The 18,507-nt window shown below is 63.6% G+C and carries 14 protein-coding genes; 12 read left to right on the top strand and 2 right to left on the bottom strand.

Features of this window, described 5'->3' with window-relative positions; all coding sequences use genetic code 11:
* The first annotated feature begins 144 nt into the window (after positions 1-144).
* The 8 genes from gcsR to GYA94_RS14285 all read left to right on the top strand — a co-directional run bounded on the left by gcsR (position 145) and on the right by GYA94_RS14285 (position 10,432).
* Complete coding sequence (gene gcsR, locus GYA94_RS14320) at positions 145-1,653, top strand: transcriptional regulator GcsR (RefSeq protein WP_161892535.1); 1,509 nt, start codon at positions 145-147, stop codon at positions 1,651-1,653.
* Between the two features lie 166 nt (positions 1,654-1,819).
* Positions 1,820-3,025, top strand: a complete 1,206-nt coding sequence (gene gltS / locus GYA94_RS14315; RefSeq protein ID WP_110679338.1) for a sodium/glutamate symporter — start codon at positions 1,820-1,822, stop codon at positions 3,023-3,025.
* A 327-nt stretch (positions 3,026-3,352) separates the two neighbouring features.
* Complete coding sequence (gcvH, locus tag GYA94_RS14310; RefSeq protein WP_054890561.1) at positions 3,353-3,736, top strand: glycine cleavage system protein GcvH; 384 nt, start codon at positions 3,353-3,355, stop codon at positions 3,734-3,736.
* A 10-nt stretch (positions 3,737-3,746) separates the two neighbouring features.
* Positions 3,747-6,602 (top strand): aminomethyl-transferring glycine dehydrogenase, encoded by a 2,856-nt coding sequence (gene gcvP, locus GYA94_RS14305; protein ID WP_161892534.1) that lies wholly within the window; start codon positions 3,747-3,749, stop codon positions 6,600-6,602.
* 156 nt (positions 6,603-6,758) lie between these two features.
* Positions 6,759-8,135, top strand: a complete 1,377-nt coding sequence (locus GYA94_RS14300; RefSeq protein ID WP_161892533.1) for an L-serine ammonia-lyase — start codon at positions 6,759-6,761, stop codon at positions 8,133-8,135.
* Positions 8,136-8,162: 27 nt separating this feature from the next.
* Positions 8,163-9,284 (top strand): glycine cleavage system aminomethyltransferase GcvT, encoded by a 1,122-nt coding sequence (gcvT, locus tag GYA94_RS14295; RefSeq protein ID WP_161892532.1) that lies wholly within the window; start codon positions 8,163-8,165, stop codon positions 9,282-9,284.
* 358 nt (positions 9,285-9,642) lie between these two features.
* Positions 9,643-9,855, top strand: a complete 213-nt coding sequence (locus GYA94_RS14290) for a cold-shock protein (protein ID WP_110679334.1) — start codon at positions 9,643-9,645, stop codon at positions 9,853-9,855.
* An 88-nt stretch (positions 9,856-9,943) separates the two neighbouring features.
* Positions 9,944-10,432 (top strand): RDD family protein, encoded by a 489-nt coding sequence (locus tag GYA94_RS14285; RefSeq protein ID WP_009687037.1) that lies wholly within the window; start codon positions 9,944-9,946, stop codon positions 10,430-10,432.
* Between the two features lie 206 nt (positions 10,433-10,638).
* Here GYA94_RS14285 and lptG read toward each other — a convergent pair whose 3' ends face one another.
* Both lptG and lptF read right to left on the bottom strand, forming a co-directional pair.
* Positions 10,639-11,700 (bottom strand): LPS export ABC transporter permease LptG, encoded by a 1,062-nt coding sequence (gene lptG / locus GYA94_RS14280; RefSeq protein ID WP_029886777.1) that lies wholly within the window; start codon positions 11,698-11,700, stop codon positions 10,639-10,641.
* Positions 11,693-12,808, bottom strand: coding sequence for an LPS export ABC transporter permease LptF (lptF, locus tag GYA94_RS14275; RefSeq protein ID WP_029886778.1), 1,116 nt, complete (start codon positions 12,806-12,808; stop codon positions 11,693-11,695). Before lptF ends, lptG begins: the two co-directional genes overlap by 8 nt.
* A gap of 301 nt (positions 12,809-13,109) precedes the next feature.
* Between lptF and GYA94_RS14270 the strand changes: the two genes are divergently transcribed.
* The 4 genes from GYA94_RS14270 (at position 13,110) to GYA94_RS14255 (ending at position 18,460) form a co-directional block, all read left to right on the top strand.
* A complete protein-coding gene (locus GYA94_RS14270) occupies positions 13,110-14,603 on the top strand; it encodes a leucyl aminopeptidase (RefSeq protein WP_009687041.1) in 1,494 nt (497 codons plus the stop codon).
* A gap of 50 nt (positions 14,604-14,653) precedes the next feature.
* Positions 14,654-15,082 carry a DNA polymerase III subunit chi gene (locus tag GYA94_RS14265; RefSeq protein WP_009687042.1) on the top strand — a complete coding sequence of 143 codons (429 nt, stop codon included), beginning with the start codon at positions 14,654-14,656 and terminating at the stop codon, positions 15,080-15,082.
* Positions 15,083-15,087: 5 nt separating this feature from the next.
* Entirely contained in the window at positions 15,088-15,429 is a 342-nt protein-coding gene (locus GYA94_RS14260; protein WP_009687043.1) for a hypothetical protein, read from the top strand.
* A gap of 184 nt (positions 15,430-15,613) precedes the next feature.
* Complete coding sequence (locus tag GYA94_RS14255; protein ID WP_110679333.1) at positions 15,614-18,460, top strand: valine--tRNA ligase; 2,847 nt, start codon at positions 15,614-15,616, stop codon at positions 18,458-18,460.
* Positions 18,461-18,507: the final 47 nt, after the last annotated feature.

Below are 18,507 nucleotides of genomic sequence, written 5' to 3'. Positions count from 1 at the left end.
AGGCGCTGCATATCTTGTGACAAACACCTATCAGCCCTGACGCGATCCCTGTGGGAGCTGGCTTGCCTGCGATGGGCCGCAAGGCGGCCCCGGCGATGTTGAGGCATACTACCGCCCTCCCCGGCCACCACCCTCTACGTCCCCATGCGCATCCACGTCAGCTTCATCGACCGCGTCGGCATCACTCAGGAAGTGCTAGCCCTGCTCGGTGCCCGCAACCTCAACCTGGACGCCGTGGAGATGATCCCGCCGAACGTCTACATCGACGCCCCGACGCTCAGCCCCGCGGTGCTCGAAGAGCTGCACGACGCACTGTTCGAAGTGCACGGGGTACAGTCGGTGGACGTGGTCGACATCCTTCCCGGGCAACGTCGGCACCTGCAACTGGATGCGTTGCTGGCAGCGATGAGCGACCCGGTCCTGGCCGTGGACAGCGCCGGCAAGGTGTTGCTGGCCAACCCGGCGCTGATCGAGCTGTGCGGCCGCGAATCGGCCGGGCGCTCGGTGGGCGAGCTGTTCGGCGACGCCGGGCTGCTGCAGGCGCTGCTGGACAACAACTTCCACCTGCCCATGCGCGAGATGCAACTGAACGGCCACAGCCTGCTGCTCGATGCCATGCCCATTACCAACGCCGGTGGCCTGCTGACGCTTTACCCGCCATCGCGCATGGGCGAACGCCTGTCGGCCCTGCACCACGACCACGCCGAGGGCTTCGACGCCCTGCTGGGCGAGTCACCGGCCATCCGTACCCTCAAGGCACGCGCCATGCGCGTTGCCGCACTCGATGCGCCGCTGCTGGTGCATGGCGAAACCGGCACCGGCAAAGAGCTGGTGGCCCGCGCCTGCCATGCCATCAGCAGCCGCCAGGCGGCACCGTTCCTGGCGCTGAACTGCGCCGCCCTGCCCGAGAGCCTGGCCGAGAGCGAGCTGTTCGGCTACGCCCCCGGCGCCTTCACCGGCGCGCAACGCGGCGGCAAGCCGGGGCTCATGGAGCTGGCCAACCAGGGCACGGTGTTTCTGGATGAGATCGGCGAAATGTCACCGTACCTGCAGGCCAAGCTGCTGCGCTTCCTCAGTGACGGCAGCTTCCGCCGGGTGGGCGGCGACCGCGAAGTGAAGGTCGATGTGCGCATCATCAGCGCCACCCACCGCGACCTGGAGCGCATGGTGGCCGAAGGCAGCTTCCGCGAAGACCTGTTCTACCGCCTGAATGTGCTCAACCTGCAGGTACCGCCCCTACGCGACCGCGGCCAGGACATCCTGATGCTGGCGCACTTCTTCATGCAGCAGGCCTGCACGCAGATCCAGCGCCCAGCCTGCCGGTTGACCCCGGCCACCCATTCGGCGCTGCTGGCCAACCCGTGGCCGGGCAACGTGCGCCAACTGCAGAACGTGATTTTCCGTGCGGCGGCCATCTGCGAAAGCAACCTGGTGGACATCGGTGACCTGGACATCGCCGGCACCTCGGTGGCGCGCGGGCAAGATGGCGAAGTGGCCAGCCTGGAGCAAGCCGTGGGCGATTTCGAGCGTGAGCTGCTGCAACGTCTGTACGCCAGCTACCCCTCCACCCGGCAACTGGCTGCGCGCTTGCACACTTCGCACACCGCCATTGCCCAGCGCCTGCGTAAATATGGAATACCCGGCAAAGGCTGATAGTCGTTGCAATAACCCGGTAGTTGTTCAGACCTTTCCTACGCGAGTGAAAGATACTCTCCCACATATGCCTCGTAGAATGATGACGGTGTATTGCCACTTGTCATCCCACTGATCCGCCCAAGTGCGGAGCGTGGTTCGCTACTGGATATAACGAGAGCACCTGATGTTTGAACTCGATTTTTACGGGACACTTGTAGCCGCCTCTCTCGTCCTGTTATTGGGGCGCGGGCTGGTTGCACGGATTGGTTTGTTGCGCGTCTACAATATTCCGGAACCCGTTGCCGGTGGCCTGGTCGTCGCCTTTGCCCTGCTGGCGTTGCGCAGTTTCGATGTGCAGGTGCAGTTCGATACCTCACTGCAAACACCCTTGATGCTGGCCTTCTTCGCCACCATCGGCTTGAGCGCAGACTTTGCCAGCCTGAAAAAAGGCGGCCGTGTGGTGGTGATCTTCCTGCTGGTGGTCACCAGCCTGTTGCTGGTGCAGAACGCCATGGGCATCGGCCTGGCCTCGGCATTGGGGCTGGACCCATTGATGGGCCTGCTGGCCGGTTCGATCACCCTGTCCGGCGGCCACGGCACCGGCGCCGCCTGGGGCGCCACGTTCAGCGAAAAGTTCGGCCTGGCCTCGGCTGCGGAACTGGCGATGGCCTCGGCCACCTTCGGGCTGGTGCTGGGCGGCCTGATCGGCGGGCCGGTTGCCCGGCTGCTGATCAAGCGGGTGAAAACGCCGGGGGCCGATGAGGAACTGCCGCAACTGCCCCAGGGTTTCGAGCGGCCTGACAAAGAGCGCCTGATAACATCGTTTTCATTTGTAGAAACACTGGCGCTGATTGCGGTAAGCCTGCTTGCCGGTTCTTTGCTCAATGGCGCACTCAAAGGAACTGCATTCGAACTGCCGACGTTTGTGTGTGTGCTGTTCGTGGGTGTATTGCTGCGCAATGGGCTATCCGCATTCGGCTTCTACCGTGTGTTCGAACGGGAAGTTTCGGTACTGGGCAATGTCAGCTTGTCGCTGTTCCTGGCCATTGCCTTGATGTCGCTCAAACTATGGGACCTGGCAGCCCTGGCCTTGCCGTTCTTCGCATTATTGGCCGCACAGACACTGGTCATGGCGCTGTTCGCAATTTTCGTGACGTTCCGGGTCATGGGTCGTAATTACGATGCAGCCGTATTGGCTGCCGGCCATTGCGGATTTGGCCTGGGGGCCACGCCCACTGCCATTGCCAACATGCAGGCAGTGACCCAGCGCTACGGCGCTTCGAACATTGCCTTTCTGGTGGTGCCCATGGTGGGGGCGTTCTTCATCGACATCATCAATGTCATCGTGATCAAACTCTATCTGGCACTGCCGCTGTTCATGGCAGGTTGATGCCCTTTACCGTACCTGTGGCGTCGCCCGACTATGGGGTTGGCAGTAACCTGCCAAACAGGCGCCGCTGCACTGTAACGCTTTGATTACAACGTATCGAAAACGCTACATCGGTGTACACATGCGGTTATACAAGGGTTTGATAGAGAAACGCTTTTTCAACCCGCGTGCAATGTAGCGTTTTCGTTCCACCGCCAAAAATCGAGCGTCTCAATAAAAATTTAACTTATTGTTTTATAAGCCTTTTTTGAAATTGGCCGCATTATTGCTATGGGAATCCCGACCCAAGAGCGCGGGCACACCGCGCCCAACGCCCGAGGATTCCGCATGAGCGAATTGCGTTTCACCGAAGATCACGAATGGCTGCGCGTCGAAGCCGATGGCAGTGTCACCGTGGGCATCACCGCCTTCGCCCAGAACGCCCTTGGCGATGTGGTGTTCGTGCAACTGCCCGAGTTGCAGCAGTACGAGAAAGGCAGCGAAGCATCCACCGTCGAGTCGGTGAAAGCTGCCAGCGGCGTGTACATGCCCCTGACCGGCGAGGTGGTTGAAGTCAACGCACAGCTCGACTCAAGCCCGGAGCTGGTCAACGAAGACCCCATGGGCGAAGGCTGGTTCTTCCGCTTCACCCCGGCCAACATCAGCGAAGTCAGCGCCCTGCTCGACCAAGACGCCTATGACCGCCTGATCAAAGCCAACGCTGAAGCCTGAGGACTGCGCCATGACCATCAACCTCAGCACTGCCAACGAATTCATCGCCCGGCACATCGGCCCGCGCACCGCCGACGAGCAGGCCATGCTCGCCGCCCTCGGTTTCGAATCGCTGGACGCCATGACCGCGGCGGTCATCCCCGACAGCATCAAGGGCACCAGCGTGCTCGGCGCGCACGACGGCCAGAGTGAAGCCGACGCGCTGGCAGCACTCAAGGCCATCGCCGGCAAGAACCAGCTGTTCAAGAGCTTCATCGGCCAGGGCTACTACAACACCCACACCCCGGCCCCCATCCTGCGCAACCTGCTGGAAAACCCGGCGTGGTACACCGCCTACACGCCCTACCAGCCGGAAATCTCCCAGGGCCGCCTGGAAGCGTTGCTGAACTTCCAGACCCTGATCAGCGACCTCACCGGCCTGCCGATCGCCAACGCTTCGCTGCTCGACGAAGCGACCGCCGCAGCCGAGGCCATGACCTTCTGCAAGCGCCTGTCGAAGAACAAGACCAGCCACAGCTTCTTCGCGTCGGTGCACTGCCACCCGCAAACCCTGGACGTGCTGCGCACCCGCGCCGAGCCGTTGGGCATCGACGTGGTGGTCGGCGACGAACGCGAGCTGGGCGATGCCAGTGCCTTCTTCGGCGCGCTGCTGCAATACCCGGCCAGCAATGGCGAGGTGTTCGACTACCGGGAAGTGGTGCAGCGCTTCCATGCTGCCAACGCGCTGGTCGCCGTGGCAGCCGACCTGCTGGCCCTGACCCTGCTGACCCCACCGGGTGAGTTCGATGCCGACGTGGCCATCGGTAGCGCCCAGCGCTTTGGCGTGCCCCTGGGCTTCGGCGGCCCACACGCGGCCTACTTCGCCACCCGTGACGCCTTCAAGCGCGACATGCCAGGCCGGCTGGTCGGCGTGTCGATCGATCGCTTCGGCAAGACCGCCCTGCGCCTGGCCATGCAAACCCGCGAGCAGCACATCCGCCGCGAGAAGGCCACCAGCAACATTTGCACCGCCCAGGTGCTGCTGGCCAATATCGCCAGCATGTACGCCGTGTACCACGGCCCGGCCGGCCTCAAGCGCATCGCCGAGCGCACCCATGCGCTGACCGCAGTTCTGGCATCCGGCCTGAACCGCCTGGGTTTGCAAGTGGTCGGTGCAACAACCTTCGACACCTTGACCCTGGCCACCGGCACCGCCACTGCCAGCCTGCATGAGCAGGCCCGCGCCCAAGGTATCAACCTGCGCCAGGTCGACGCCGCCCACCTGGGCCTGTCGCTGGACGAAACCAGCACCCAGGCTGACGTGCAGGCCCTGTGGCAACTGTTCGCCGGCAACCAGCCCCTGCCAGACTTCGCCGCGCTGGCTGCCAGCACCGGTTCGCTGCTGCCCGCGGCCCTGCTGCGCCAGTCGGCCATCCTCGAACACCCGGTGTTCAACCGCTACCACAGCGAAACCGAGCTGATGCGCTACCTGCGCCGCCTGGCCGACAAGGACCTGGCGCTGGACCGCAGCATGATCCCGCTGGGCTCCTGCACCATGAAGCTGAACGCAGCCAGCGAAATGATCCCGGTGACCTGGGCCGAGTTCGGCAACCTGCACCCCTTTGCGCCGGCCGAGCAAAGCCAGGGCTACCTGCAGATGACCACCGAGCTGGAAGCAATGTTGTGCGCTGCTACCGGCTATGATGCCGTGTCGCTGCAGCCCAACGCCGGCTCGCAGGGCGAGTACGCCGGGTTGCTGGCCATACGTGCCTACCACCGCAGCCGTGGCGAAAGCCACCGCGACATCTGCCTGATCCCCTCGTCGGCCCACGGCACCAACCCCGCTACCGCCAACATGGCCGGCATGCGGGTGGTGGTCACCGCCTGTGACGCCCGCGGCAACGTCGATGTCGAGGACCTGCGCGCCAAAGCCATCGAACACCGCGAGCGCCTGGCCGCGATCATGATCACCTACCCATCGACCCACGGCGTGTTCGAGGAAGCGATCGGCGAAATCTGCGCGATCATTCACGACAACGGTGGCCAGGTGTACATCGACGGCGCCAACATGAACGCCATGGTCGGCCTGTGCGCGCCGGGCAAGTTCGGCGGCGACGTGTCGCACCTGAACCTGCACAAGACCTTCTGCATTCCGCACGGTGGCGGCGGCCCGGGGGTGGGCCCGATTGGCGTCAAGTCGCACCTGGCGCCGTTCCTGCCCGGCCATGCGCAGTTGCAAAATACCCAGGGTGCGGTGTGCGCCGCGCCGTTCGGCAGCGCCAGCATTCTGCCGATCACCTGGATGTACATCCGCATGATGGGCGGTGCCGGCCTCAAGCGTGCGTCGCAGATGGCGATCCTCAACGCCAACTACATCGCCCGCCGCCTGGAAGAGCACTATCCTGTCCTGTATAGCGGCGGCAATGGCCTGGTGGCACACGAATGCATCCTCGACCTGCGCCCACTGAAGGACACCAGCGGCATCAGCGTCGACGACGTGGCCAAGCGCCTGATCGACTTCGGCTTCCACGCCCCGACCATGTCCTTCCCGGTGGCCGGCACGCTGATGATCGAACCGACCGAAAGCGAGTCCAAGGAAGAACTGGACCGCTTCTGCAACGCCATGATCCAGATCCGCGCAGAAATCCGCGCGGTCGAGGACGGTAGCCTGGACAAAGACGACAACCCGCTGAAAAACGCCCCGCATACCGCGGCCGAGCTGGTTGGCGAATGGGCCCACGGTTACAGCCGCGAGCAGGCGGTGTACCCGCTGCCTGGCCTGGTGGAAGGCAAGTACTGGCCACCGGTCGGCCGCGTCGACAACGTATTCGGCGACCGTAACCTGGTGTGCGCCTGCCCGTCGATCGAGAGCTATCAGGACGCCTGATCCGGCTCGCCGGCTCCCACAAGGGCTCCACTGCCTGCAAGGGTTGTGCTGCACCTGTTAGAAGCCTGCTCTCACGGGAACGTCGTACCTGTGGGCGCTGGCTTGCCGGCGATCGAGTGCGCAGCACTCGCCTTTTCTTTCTGGAGGGAACGAGCAATGGCTTTGAGCGTCTTCGACCTGTTCAAGATCGGCATCGGCCCCTCCAGTTCCCACACCGTCGGCCCGATGCGCGCCGCTGCGCGGTTTGCCGAAGGGCTGCGCCGTGATGGCCTGCTGGCCAAAACGGCCAGCGTCAAGGCCGAGCTGTATGGCTCACTGGGGGCCACCGGCAAAGGCCACGGCAGTGACAAGGCCGTGTTGCTCGGCCTTGAAGGCGAACAGCCGGACACCCTCGATACCGACAGCATCCCCGCCCGCCTTCAGGCCATCCGCACCACTGGCAAGCTCAAGCTGCTGGGCGAGCACACCATTGCCTTCAACGACAAGCAGCACCTGGCAATGATCCGCAAGCCACTGGACTACCACCCCAACGGCATGATCTTCCGCGCTTTCGACAACGCCGGCCTTCAAATCCGCAGCCGCGAGTACTATTCGGTGGGCGGCGGCTTCGTGGTTGACGAAGCCGCCGCCGGCCACGACCGCATTGTCGAGGACAGCACCGCCCTGGCCTACCCGTTCACCACCGCCAAACAGCTGCTCGGCCACTGCACCACGCACAACCTGGCGGTCAGCCAGGTAATGCTGGCCAATGAGCAGGCCTGGCGCCCCGAGGCAGAAACCCGCGCCGGGCTGCTGCGCATCTGGCAAGTGATGCAGGACTGCGTCGAAGCCGGCTGCCAGCATGAGGGCATTCTACCGGGTGGGCTCAAGGTCAGGCGCCGGGCACCGGCACTTTACCGCCAGCTCAGCCGGCACCCGGAGGCCAGCCTGCGCGATGCCCTGTCGGTACTGGACTGGGTGAACCTGTATGCGCTGGCTGTGAACGAGGAAAACGCCTATGGCGGGCGGGTGGTCACCGCGCCCACCAATGGCGCCGCCGGTATCGTCCCCGCGGTGCTGCACTACTACATGCGCTTCGTGCCCGGTGCCAGCGAAGACGGGGTGGTGCGTTTTCTGCTCACGGCTGCGGCCATCGGCATCCTGTACAAGGAAAACGCCTCCATCTCCGGTGCCGAGGTGGGCTGCCAGGGCGAAGTCGGGGTGGCCTGCTCGATGGCTGCCGGGGCGCTGTGCGAGGTGATGGGCGGCAGTGTGCAGCAAGTGGAGAACGCCGCCGAAATCGGCATGGAACACAACCTGGGGCTGACCTGCGACCCCATTGGCGGGCTGGTCCAGGTGCCCTGCATCGAGCGCAACGCCATGGGCTCGGTAAAGGCGATCAATGCGGTGCGCATGGCCTTGCGCGGCGACGGGCAGCACCACGTATCGCTCGACAAGGTCATCCGCACCATGCGCCAGACCGGCGCCGACATGAAAAGCAAATACAAAGAGACCGCCCGTGGCGGCCTGGCCGTCAACATCATCGAGTGTTGACCCACTAACGAAAGCAAGGAGTCACCGATGTCCGAAACACTGCTCAAGACCCCACTGCATGCCTTGCACCTGGAGCTGGGGGCGCGCATGGTGCCGTTCGCGGGCTATGACATGCCGGTGCAGTACCCGCTGGGCGTCCTCAAGGAGCACCTGCATACCCGTGAACAGGCCGGCCTGTTCGATGTGTCGCACATGGGCCAGATCATCCTGCACGGTGCCAACGCTGCCAAAGCCCTTGAAAGCTTGGTGCCGGTAGACATCATCGACCTGCCGGTGGGCATGCAGCGCTATGCCATGTTCACCGATGCGCAAGGCGGCATTCTTGACGACCTGATGGTCGCCAACCTGGGCGACGACAAGCTGTTCCTGGTGGTCAATGCGGCCTGCAAGGCGCAGGACCTGGCTCACCTGCAAGCGCAGATCGGCAACGCCTGCGACGTGCAGCCGCTGTTCGAGGGGCGTGCGCTGCTGGCCCTGCAGGGCCCGGCGGCAGCGCGTGTACTCGCGCGCCTGGCGCCGGAAGTGGCCAACATGACCTTCATGCAGTTGCGGGGGGTAAAACTGCTGGGCGAAGACTGCTTCGTCAGCCGCTCGGGCTACACCGGCGAAGATGGCTACGAGATCTCGGTGCCGGCCGGCGCCGCCGAAGCCTTGGCCCGCCGCCTGCTGGCCGAACCGGAAGTACAGCCGATCGGGCTGGGTGCCCGTGATTCGCTGCGCCTGGAAGCCGGCCTGTGCCTGTATGGCCACGACATGAACGGCGAAACCACCCCGGTCGAGGCCAGCTTGCTGTGGGCGGTTTCCAAGGTGCGCCGCGCCGACGGCCAGCGTGCGGGTGGGTTCCCGGGCGCCGAGGCCATCTTTACCCAGCAGCGCGACGGTGTGGCACGCAAACGTGTCGGCCTGTTGCCGCAAGAGCGCACGCCCGTACGCGAAGGCGCGGACATTGTCGATGCCAACGATAAACTGGTCGGCAAAGTGTGCAGCGGCGGTTTTGGCCCGACACTTGGGGCGCCCGTTGCAATGGGTTATATCGATAGTGAACATGCGGCAATCGACACCGCGCTATTTGCCGTGGTGCGTGGCAAGAAGGTGGCCTTGAAAGTCAGCAAAATGCCTTTCGTGGCGCAACGTTACTACCGAGGGTGAATCGGCTTTGTAAAGGTTGCGGGCAGGCGTGGCATATTCGTTTCCGAACCCTGCCCGGTAACTTTTGAACATGGCGCCAGGCCAGCCACCATGCCGTTTGCACGACGGTGATCGGTGCGTGAAAAAAGGCCGTTTTTCCGCGTGGCCGAGGGCTTGTTTTTCGCTCGGGAGTTGGCGTAGAGTCATTCCACTGTGTTTGCATGGGTCGCAATAGTTCGTGACCTGGGCCAGTAGCCAAGCGTTGCTACAACCCGTTCGACGTCTCTTACTTTCCTGCAACCCAGCCCAGTAATCTTTCGCTTACACAACGTGCGAAAGTAACTGTCATCAAAATTCGAGCTCCATAGGAAATAAGACAATGGCTGAACGTCAGAACGGTACCGTCAAGTGGTTCAATGACGAAAAAGGTTACGGTTTCATCACCCCAGAAAGCGGTCCGGATCTGTTCGTGCACTTCCGCGCAATCGAAGGCAACGGCTTCAAGAGCCTGAAAGAAGGCCAAAAGGTCACTTTCGAGGCCGTGCAGGGCCAGAAAGGCATGCAAGCGGACAAAGTCCAGATTGCAGACTAAGCCGAACCCGACTGCAAAAGCCCCTGCCAAGTGCAGGGGCTTTTTTTTGCCCGTAGAATAGCGGCTTCGTCTTCTGGAGCTGTTTTGCATGTCCAAGCCTTTGCTCACACCCCAGGGTGATTTTCCGCCGGTCGGCCTGGGCCGACGCCTGGCGGCGATGTTCTACGACTTCCTGTTGTGCACCGCGCTGCTGATCGTGACCGCTGGGGCCTACAAGATGATCCAGATGGCGATCATTGGCGAAGCTCGCATGCGCGAGCTGACCGAGGCAGGCGCACTGGACGGCGACCCGTTGCTGTCCACGGTGCTGCTGTTCGCCTTGTTCGGCTTTTTCGCCAAGTTCTGGACCCACGGCGGGCAGACGCTGGGCATGCAGGTGTGGGGCGTACGGGTACAGAACGCAGATGGTTCGGCGATCAGCCTGTGGCAGGCACTGCTGCGCTTTGTGGTGTCGATCGCGTCGTGGTTGTGCCTGGGGCTGGGTTTCTTCTGGGTGCTGATCGACAAACGCAAGCGGGGCTGGCATGACATCTATTCCGAAAGCCAGCTGGTGCGTGTGCCGAAACAGAAGAAATAGAAAGGCCCGGCCCCAATGAAAAAGCCGACCTAGGGTTAATGCCTGTCAGTTAAGTAATTTGGGGCCGCTTTGCGACCCTTCGCGGGCACGCCCGCTCCCACAGGGGATCGCGCAGCGCCAAGCGTGTAGGAGCGGGCGTGCCCGCGAAGGGCTGCAAAGCAGCCCCAGTAACGCTTAACAGACAAGCATTATTCCAGCTCAGGCCATTACCCCGCCCGGCGCAGCAACCACACACCGGCCAGGGCACAGATGCCCGCCGGGATGACCACCGCCAGCAAGGGCGGGAAACCGAACACCTGGCTCGAAGGCCCGAGCAGGTCCTGGCCGATGCGGAATACGAAGCCCACCAGCACGCCGGTGAACACCCGCTGGCCCAAGGTCACCGAGCGCAGCGGGCCGAAGATGAACGAAATGGCCATCAACACCAGTGCCGCAGTCACCATCGGCTGCAGGACCTTGGTCCAGAACGCCAGCCAGTAACGGGCGTTGTTCAGGCCCTGGTCGGACAGGTAGTGGATGTAGTCCCACAGGCCGGTGATCGACAGCGACTCCGGCGCCAGGATCACGGTGTTCAGCAGTTGCGGGGTCAGCGACACGTCCCAGCGCTCGGTGGGGGCCTTCACCACCTCGGTGTGGTCCCCGCGGAAGAAGGTCGTGCTGACGTCGCTGAGCAACCAGTGATCGTCGGTGTACTGGGCACGCCGGGCAAAGCTCGACGTCTGGATCTTGCGCTCGCTGTCGAAGCGGTAGCGGGTCACGCCCAGCAACAGGCCGTTGGGCTGTACGGCGTTGATGTGCACGAACTCCTCGCCCTGGCGATGCCACATGCCACGCTTGGAGCTCTGCGCCTCGCCCCCACCCTGGGCCAGCGAGCGGTCAGCCTGGGCCTTGTTCTCGGTGACCGGTGCCACGTATTCGCCAATCAGCAGGCCGACCAGCATCAGCACCAGCATGGGCTTCATCACCGCCCAGACGATACGCCCGATGGACACACCGGCCGCACGCATGATGGTCAGTTCGCTGCTGCTGGCCAGGCTACCCAGGCCAATCAGGCAGCCGATCAGCGCAGCCATGGGCAGCATTTCGTACAGCCGCCGTGGCGCGGTGAGCAAGACGTAGTAACCGGCTTGCATCACCGTGTAGGTGTCGCTCAGGTCGCCCATCTCATCGATGAACGCGAACAACGAGGCCAGGCCGAGGATGATCCCCAGCACTGCCAGGATGGCCAGCAGCACGCTCTGGCCGATGTAGCGGTCGAGCTTAGCCATGGGCCACCTCCGCACGGCGGGCGGCACGCTTGAGGCGCAATGGCTCCCAGTACATCAGGCCAAGGCCGATGAGCAGGAACAGCCCGTGGACCCACCACATGCCCAGGGCAATCGGCAACTTGCCCTTCTCCAGGGCGCCGCGTACGGAAATCAGCATTGTCAGGTAGGCCATGTACAGAAGAATCGCCGGCAGCAACTTGAGGAAGCGGCCCTGGCGCGGGTTGACCCGCGACAGCGGCACCGCCAGCAGGGTCACCACGAAGACCAGGATCGGCAACGACAGCCGCCATTGCAGTTCGGCGCGTTCGCGCAGGTCGGTCTTGCCGAACAGGTCGAGGGTCGGAATGGCCTCGCGCTCGGTCACTTCCTCGGCCACTTCCGGCTTGGGCAGCAACACGCCATAGGTGTCGTACTTGATGGCCCGGTAGTCGGCCTGGCCGGGGTTACCGTCGTAGCGGTAGCCGTTTTCCAGCACCAGGTAACGGTTGCCATCGGCCTGGATCTCCTGGTGGCCCTTTTCCGCCACCAGCACCGACGGCGCACGGTCCTTGGTCTTGTCCTGATTGAAGCGTTTTTCGGAGATGAACACGCCACCGAGCTTGACGCGGTCGTCCGACAGTTGCTCGGTGTAGGTGACCCGCGAGCCATCACGCAGCATCTGGAAACGGCCTGGCACCAAGGTATCGAACTCGGTCAGGGTGTCCTGCTGGGCGATGATCTGCTGCACCTGGGCCACGCCCAGTGGCGCCAGGCTAAGGCTCAGCCAGGCCACCAGCAGCGCCACCAGTGCGGCCGGCGCCATGGTCATGCCCAGCAGGCGCTGCTGGCTCATGCCAGTGGCCGAGAGCACGGTCATTTCGCTTTCCAGGTACAGGCGGCCGTACGCCAGCAGAATGCCGAGGAACAGCCCCAAGGGCAGGATCAGCTGCAGGAAACCCGGCAGGCGGAAGCCCATGATCAGGAACAATACGCCCGGGTCGAGCACGCCCTGGGCGGCCTGGGCCAGGTACTTGATGAAGCGCCCACTCATGATGATCACCAGCAGCACGGCGCTGACGGCGCTCAAGGTCACCAGGACCTCGCGGGACAGATAACGAAAGACGATCAAACCAGACACTCCTGGGTTGTCAGGGCGGACTGCCATGCAATGGCGCCAAACAATGACTTAGTACATCCAAGACCAATGCCGGTTCGCCAAAGGCGAACCTCCATGTAAAGTGCGCGCATTATCCTGTGATTGGCTGCGCCTGTCACTTGGCGGCGCGTGAAGGCGCATAACGGGGTTGTCAGCACGCGGGCCGCAGGCTCAAACTGGCAGCTTTTCCGCTGGCGCGCGACGACGCGGCCAGGCCCGTCCAGAGCGCTGCAATGTACAGCGCCATTTGTATCGATCATTCGGGGACCCTGACATGGAACTGGTTGTAAAAAGCGTAGCTGCTGCATCGGTAAAAACCGCCACCCTGGTCATTGCAGTCGGTGAAAATCGCAAACTTGGCGCGGTGGCCAAGGCCGTCGACCAGGCCACCGAGGGTGCCATCAGCGCGGTACTCAAGCGCGGTGACCTGGCCGGCAAACCGGGCCAGACCTTGCTGCTGCACAACCTCCCGGGCCTCAAGGCCGAACGCGTCCTGCTGGTCGGCAGTGGCAAGGACGAAGCCCTGGGCGACCGCGCCTGGCGCAAGCTGGTCGCCAGCGTCGCCGGTGTGCTCAAGGGGCTCAACGGCGCCGATGCCGTGCTGGCCCTGGACGATATCGCCGTCAGCAACCGCGATGCCCATTACGGCAAGTACCGCCTGCTGGCCGAAACCCTGCAGGACGGCGAATACGTGTTCGACCGCTTCAAGAGCCAGAAGGTCGAGCCGCGCGCGCTGAAAAAAGTCACCCTGCTGGCAGACAAGGCCGGCCAGGCCGACGTCGAGCGCGCGGTGAAGCACGCCAGCGCCATCGCCACCGGCATGGCGTTCACCCGCGACCTGGGCAATCTGCCACCGAACCTGTGCCACCCGAGCTTCCTTGCCGAGCAGGCCAAGGACCTGGGCAAGGCGCACAAGGCACTGAAGGTCGAAGTGCTCGACGAGAAGAAGATCAAGGACCTGGGCATGGGCGCCTTCTACGCCGTGGGCCAGGGCAGCGACCAGCCGCCACGCCTGATCGTGCTCAACTACCAGGGCGGCAAGAAGGCCGACAAGCCCTTCGTGCTGGTAGGTAAAGGCATCACCTTCGACACCGGCGGCATCAGCCTGAAACCCGGCGCCGGCATGGACGAAATGAAGTACGACATGTGCGGTGCCGCCAGCGTCATGGGCACCCTGCGTGCGGTGCTGGAACTGCAACTGCCCATCAACCTGGTCTGCCTGCTGGCCTGCGCCGAGAACATGCCAAGTGGCGGCGCCACCCGCCCGGGTGACATCGTCACCACCATGAGCGGCCAGACCGTGGAAATCCTCAACACCGACGCCGAAGGCCGCCTGGTGCTGTGCGATACCCTGACCTACGCCGAGCGTTTCAAGCCACAGGCGGTGATCGACGTCGCCACCCTGACAGGCGCCTGCATCGTCGCCCTGGGCAGCCACACCTCCGGCCTGATGGGCAACAACGACGACCTGGTCGGGCAATTGCTCGACGCGGGCAAGCGCGCAGACGACCGCGCCTGGCAACTGCCGCTGTTCGACGAGTACCAGGAACAACTGGACAGTCCGTTCGCCGACATGGGCAACATCGGTGGGCCGAAGGCCGGCACCATCACCGCAGGCTGCTTCCTGTCGCGTTTCGCCAAGGCCTATAACTGGGCGCACATGGACATCGCTGGTACGGCGTGGGTCAGCGGCGGCAAGGACAAGGGCGCCACGGGTCGCCCGGTGCCGCTGCTGACCCAGTACCTGCTGGACCGCGCTGGCGCCTGAGGCCATGACGCCGGTGGTGCCTGGCGCGCCACCGGCCGGCCATACCGACCATGAGCAAAGTCGACTTCTATATCCTGCCAACCGACTCGCTGTCGGCGCGGCTCGATTTCGCCTGCAAACTGTGTGAAAAGGCCTGGCGCCTTGGCCACCGGGTCTACCTGCATTGCCAGGATGCCGAGCAACGCGACGAACTGGACCTGCGCCTGTGGCGCTTCAAGGGCGAAGCTTTCGTGCCCCACGACCTGGCCGAGGTGCATGCCGATGCCGGCGTGGCCCTGGGCCTGGCGGAACACGCCGGTGACCATCACGACCTGCTGATCAACCTGGGCGCCAGCGTGCCGGGCTTTGTCGGCCAGTTCGAGCGGGTGGCGGAAATCGTCGTCGAGGCGCCCGACATTCGCCAATCGGCGCGAGAGCGATTCCGTTTCTACCGTGAACAGGGCTATGCTCTGCAAGACCACCGCTTACAGCGACTTTGACGACGATGGACAAGCACTCCCCCCTGCCCGACTCGGCTCATCTGCTCGACGACCTTGAGTCGATCCGCCAGTTGCTCGGCGATGCCGACCTGCAACCCCCCCTGCTGACCGAAACGGTCGAGCAACTTCCGTTGTTGCCGGACGCGCCGGTTACCGAGGCGGCTGCGCCCGAGGAAGACCCGCAGACGCGCCGCCAGGACACCCTGCTGCACCTGGAGAGTGAGCTGCGCGCCGCGGCGCAGATGATCATGCAGGACGTGATCAACGACTTTACCCCGCATATCGAGAACGAAATCAAGCGCCGGCTGGATGCGCGCATCGAGCGGTTGATCAAGCGTTCCGAGTAAAACCGCACATCGGTGTTGCCTGCTTTGCGGGCATGCCCGCTCCTACAGGGACCTCAACGCCTGTGGTGGGCTTGTGGCTGCAGGCAACACAGTTCCGACAGTTGTCAGCAGCTTGTCGCCTGCGGCCCCCAGCTTGGTTATACTTCCCGGCTTTCCCGAATAAATGCACAGGGTCCCGCCGCGCATGGATAAGACCTACCAGCCGCACGCCATCGAAACTTCCTGGTACAACACCTGGGAGTCCGAGAACTATTTCGCTCCACAAGGTGCAGGCGAGTCCTACACCATCATGATCCCGCCGCCGAACGTCACCGGCAGCCTGCACATGGGCCACGGCTTCAACAACGCGATCATGGATGCCCTGATCCGTTTCCGCCGCATGCAAGGCCGCGACACCCTGTGGCAGCCAGGCACCGACCACGCCGGTATCGCCACCCAGATGCTGGTCGAGCGCCAACTCGAGGCCAAGGGCCAGAACCGGCATGATCTGGGGCGCGAGAAGTTCCTGGAGAAGGTCTGGGAATGGAAGGATCAGTCCGGCGGCAATATCAGCCGGCAAATCCGCCGCCTGGGCTCGTCGGTGGACTGGAGCCGCGAGCGCTTCACCATGGACGACGGCCTGTCCGAAGCGGTCAAGGAAGCCTTCGTGCGCCTGCACGAAGATGGCCTGATCTACCGCGGCAAGCGCCTGGTCAACTGGGACACCAAGCTGCACACGGCCATCTCCGACCTCGAAGTGGAAAACCACGACGAAAAAGGCCACCTGTGGAACCTGCGCTACCCGCTGGCCGATGGCGCCAAGACCGCCGAAGGCCAGGGTTACCTGGTGGTTGCCACTACCCGCCCGGAAACCCTGCTGGGCGACGCCGCCGTGGCGGTCAACCCGAACGACGAACGCTACCAGGCACTGATCGGCAAGTACGTCGAGCTGCCGCTGGTGGGCCGCCGCATTCCGATCATCGCCGACGACTACTGCGACCCGGCGTTCGGCACCGGCTGCGTGAAGATCACACCGGCCCACGACTTCAATGACTATGAAGTCGGCAAGCGGCACAACCTGCCGCTGCTGAACATCTTCGACAAGAATGCCGTCGTGCTGGCCAACGCCCAGGCCTTCAACCTCGACGGCAGCGTCAACGAGCAGGTCGACACCCAGTTGCCGGCGCAGTACGCCAACCTCGACCGCTTCGTGGCGCGCAAACAGATCGTGGCCGACCTGGACGCCCAAGGCCTGCTGGTCAGCATCGACGACCACGCCCTGAAAGTGCCGAAAGGCGACCGTTCCGGTACCGTGATCGAGCCCTGGCTGACCGACCAGTGGTACGTGTCCACCAAGCCGCTGGCAGAGCCTGCCATTGCTGCCGTGGAAGACGGCCGCATCCAGTTCGTGCCCAAACAGTACGAGAACATGTACTTCTCGTGGATGCGCGACATCCAGGACTGGTGCATCAGCCGCCAGCTGTGGTGGGGCCATCGCATTCCGGCGTGGTACGACGAGGCCGGCCAGGTCTACGTTGGCCGCAACGAGCAGGAAGTGCGCGCCAAGCACCAACTGGGCGCCGATGTGGTGTTGCGCCAGGACGACGACGTGCTCGACACCTGGTTCAGCTCGGGCCTGTGGACCTTCTCTACCCTGGGCTGGCCGGAGCAGACCGAATTCCTCAAGAAGTTCCACTCCACCGATGTGCTGGTGACGGGCTTCGACATCATCTTCTTCTGGGTTGCGCGCATGATCATGCTGACCATGCACCTGATCAAGAACGAGGATGGCACCCCGCAGGTTCCGTTCAAGACCGTGTACGTGCACGGCCTGGTGCGTGATGGCCAGGGCCAGAAGATGTCCAAGTCCAAGGGCAACGTGCTGGACCCGCTGGACATCGTCGACGGCATCACCCTCGACGCCCTGCTGGAAAAACGCACCAGCGGCATGATGCAGCCCAAGCTGGCCGAGAAAATCGCCAAGCAGACCAAGGCCGAATTCCCCGAAGGCATCGCCAGCTACGGCACCGACGCCTTGCGCTTCACCTTCTGCTCGCTGGCGTCCACAGGCCGCGACATCAAGTTCGACATGGGCCGCGTCGAAGGCTATCGCAACTTCTGCAACAAGATCTGGAACGCTGCCCGCTACGTGCTGGACAAGGGCGAGGATTGTGGCCAGAACGGCGAGGCCTATGAGCTGTCCCTGGCTGACCGCTGGATCATCTCGCAGCTGCAGCGCACCGAAGCCGAAGTGACCCGCCAGCTGGAGCAGTTCCGCTTCGACCTGGCCAGCCAGGCGCTGTACGAGTTCATCTGGAACCAGTACTGCGACTGGTACCTGGAGCTGTCCAAGCCTGTGCTGTGGGACGAAAATGCCCCGGTCGAGCGCGCCCGCGGCACCCGCCGCACCCTGGTGCGCGTGCTGGAAGTGGCGCTGCGCCTGGCACACCCGTTCATGCCGTTCATCACCGAGGAAATCTGGCAGCGCATCGCACCGCTGGCCGGTATCGAAGGCAAGACCATCATGCTGCAGCCATGGCCGGTGGCCAATGAAAGCCGCATCGATGCTGCCGCCGAAGGTGATATCGAATGGCTGAAAGAGCTGATGGTCGGCCTGCGCAACATCCGCGCCGAAATGAACATTGGCCCGGGCAAGCCGCTGCCGCTGTTCCTGAAGAACGCCAACGCCGACGACCAGCGCCGCCTGCATGAGAACGAAGCCTTGCTGAAGAAGCTGGCCAAGGTCGAATCGTTCACCGTGCTGAGCGATGCCGAAGAAGCACCGCTTTCGGCTACTGCGCTGGTGGGTGACCTGCAAGTGCTGGTACCGATGGCCGGGCTGATCGACAAGGATGCCGAGCTGGCGCGCCTGAACAAGGAAATTCAGCGCCTGCAGGGCGAAGTGGCACGCGTGGGTGGCAAGCTGTCCAACGCTGCCTTCGTCGACAAGGCCCCGCCTGCGGTGATCGAGAAGGAGCGCGCCAAGCTGGCCGAGTCCGAACAGGCCCTGGCCAACTTCACCGAGCAGCACGCGCGCATTGCAGCGCTGTGACAACCTGATAGACCGCTGGGGCCGCACAGCGGCCCCAGCGGTCTATC

Source organism: Pseudomonas juntendi, from assembly GCF_009932375.1.
Lineage (GTDB): Bacteria > Pseudomonadota > Gammaproteobacteria > Pseudomonadales > Pseudomonadaceae > Aquipseudomonas > Aquipseudomonas juntendi.
The sequence above is the reverse complement of the archived record's forward strand: the minus strand, read 5'-3'. Positions and strand labels throughout refer to the sequence as shown.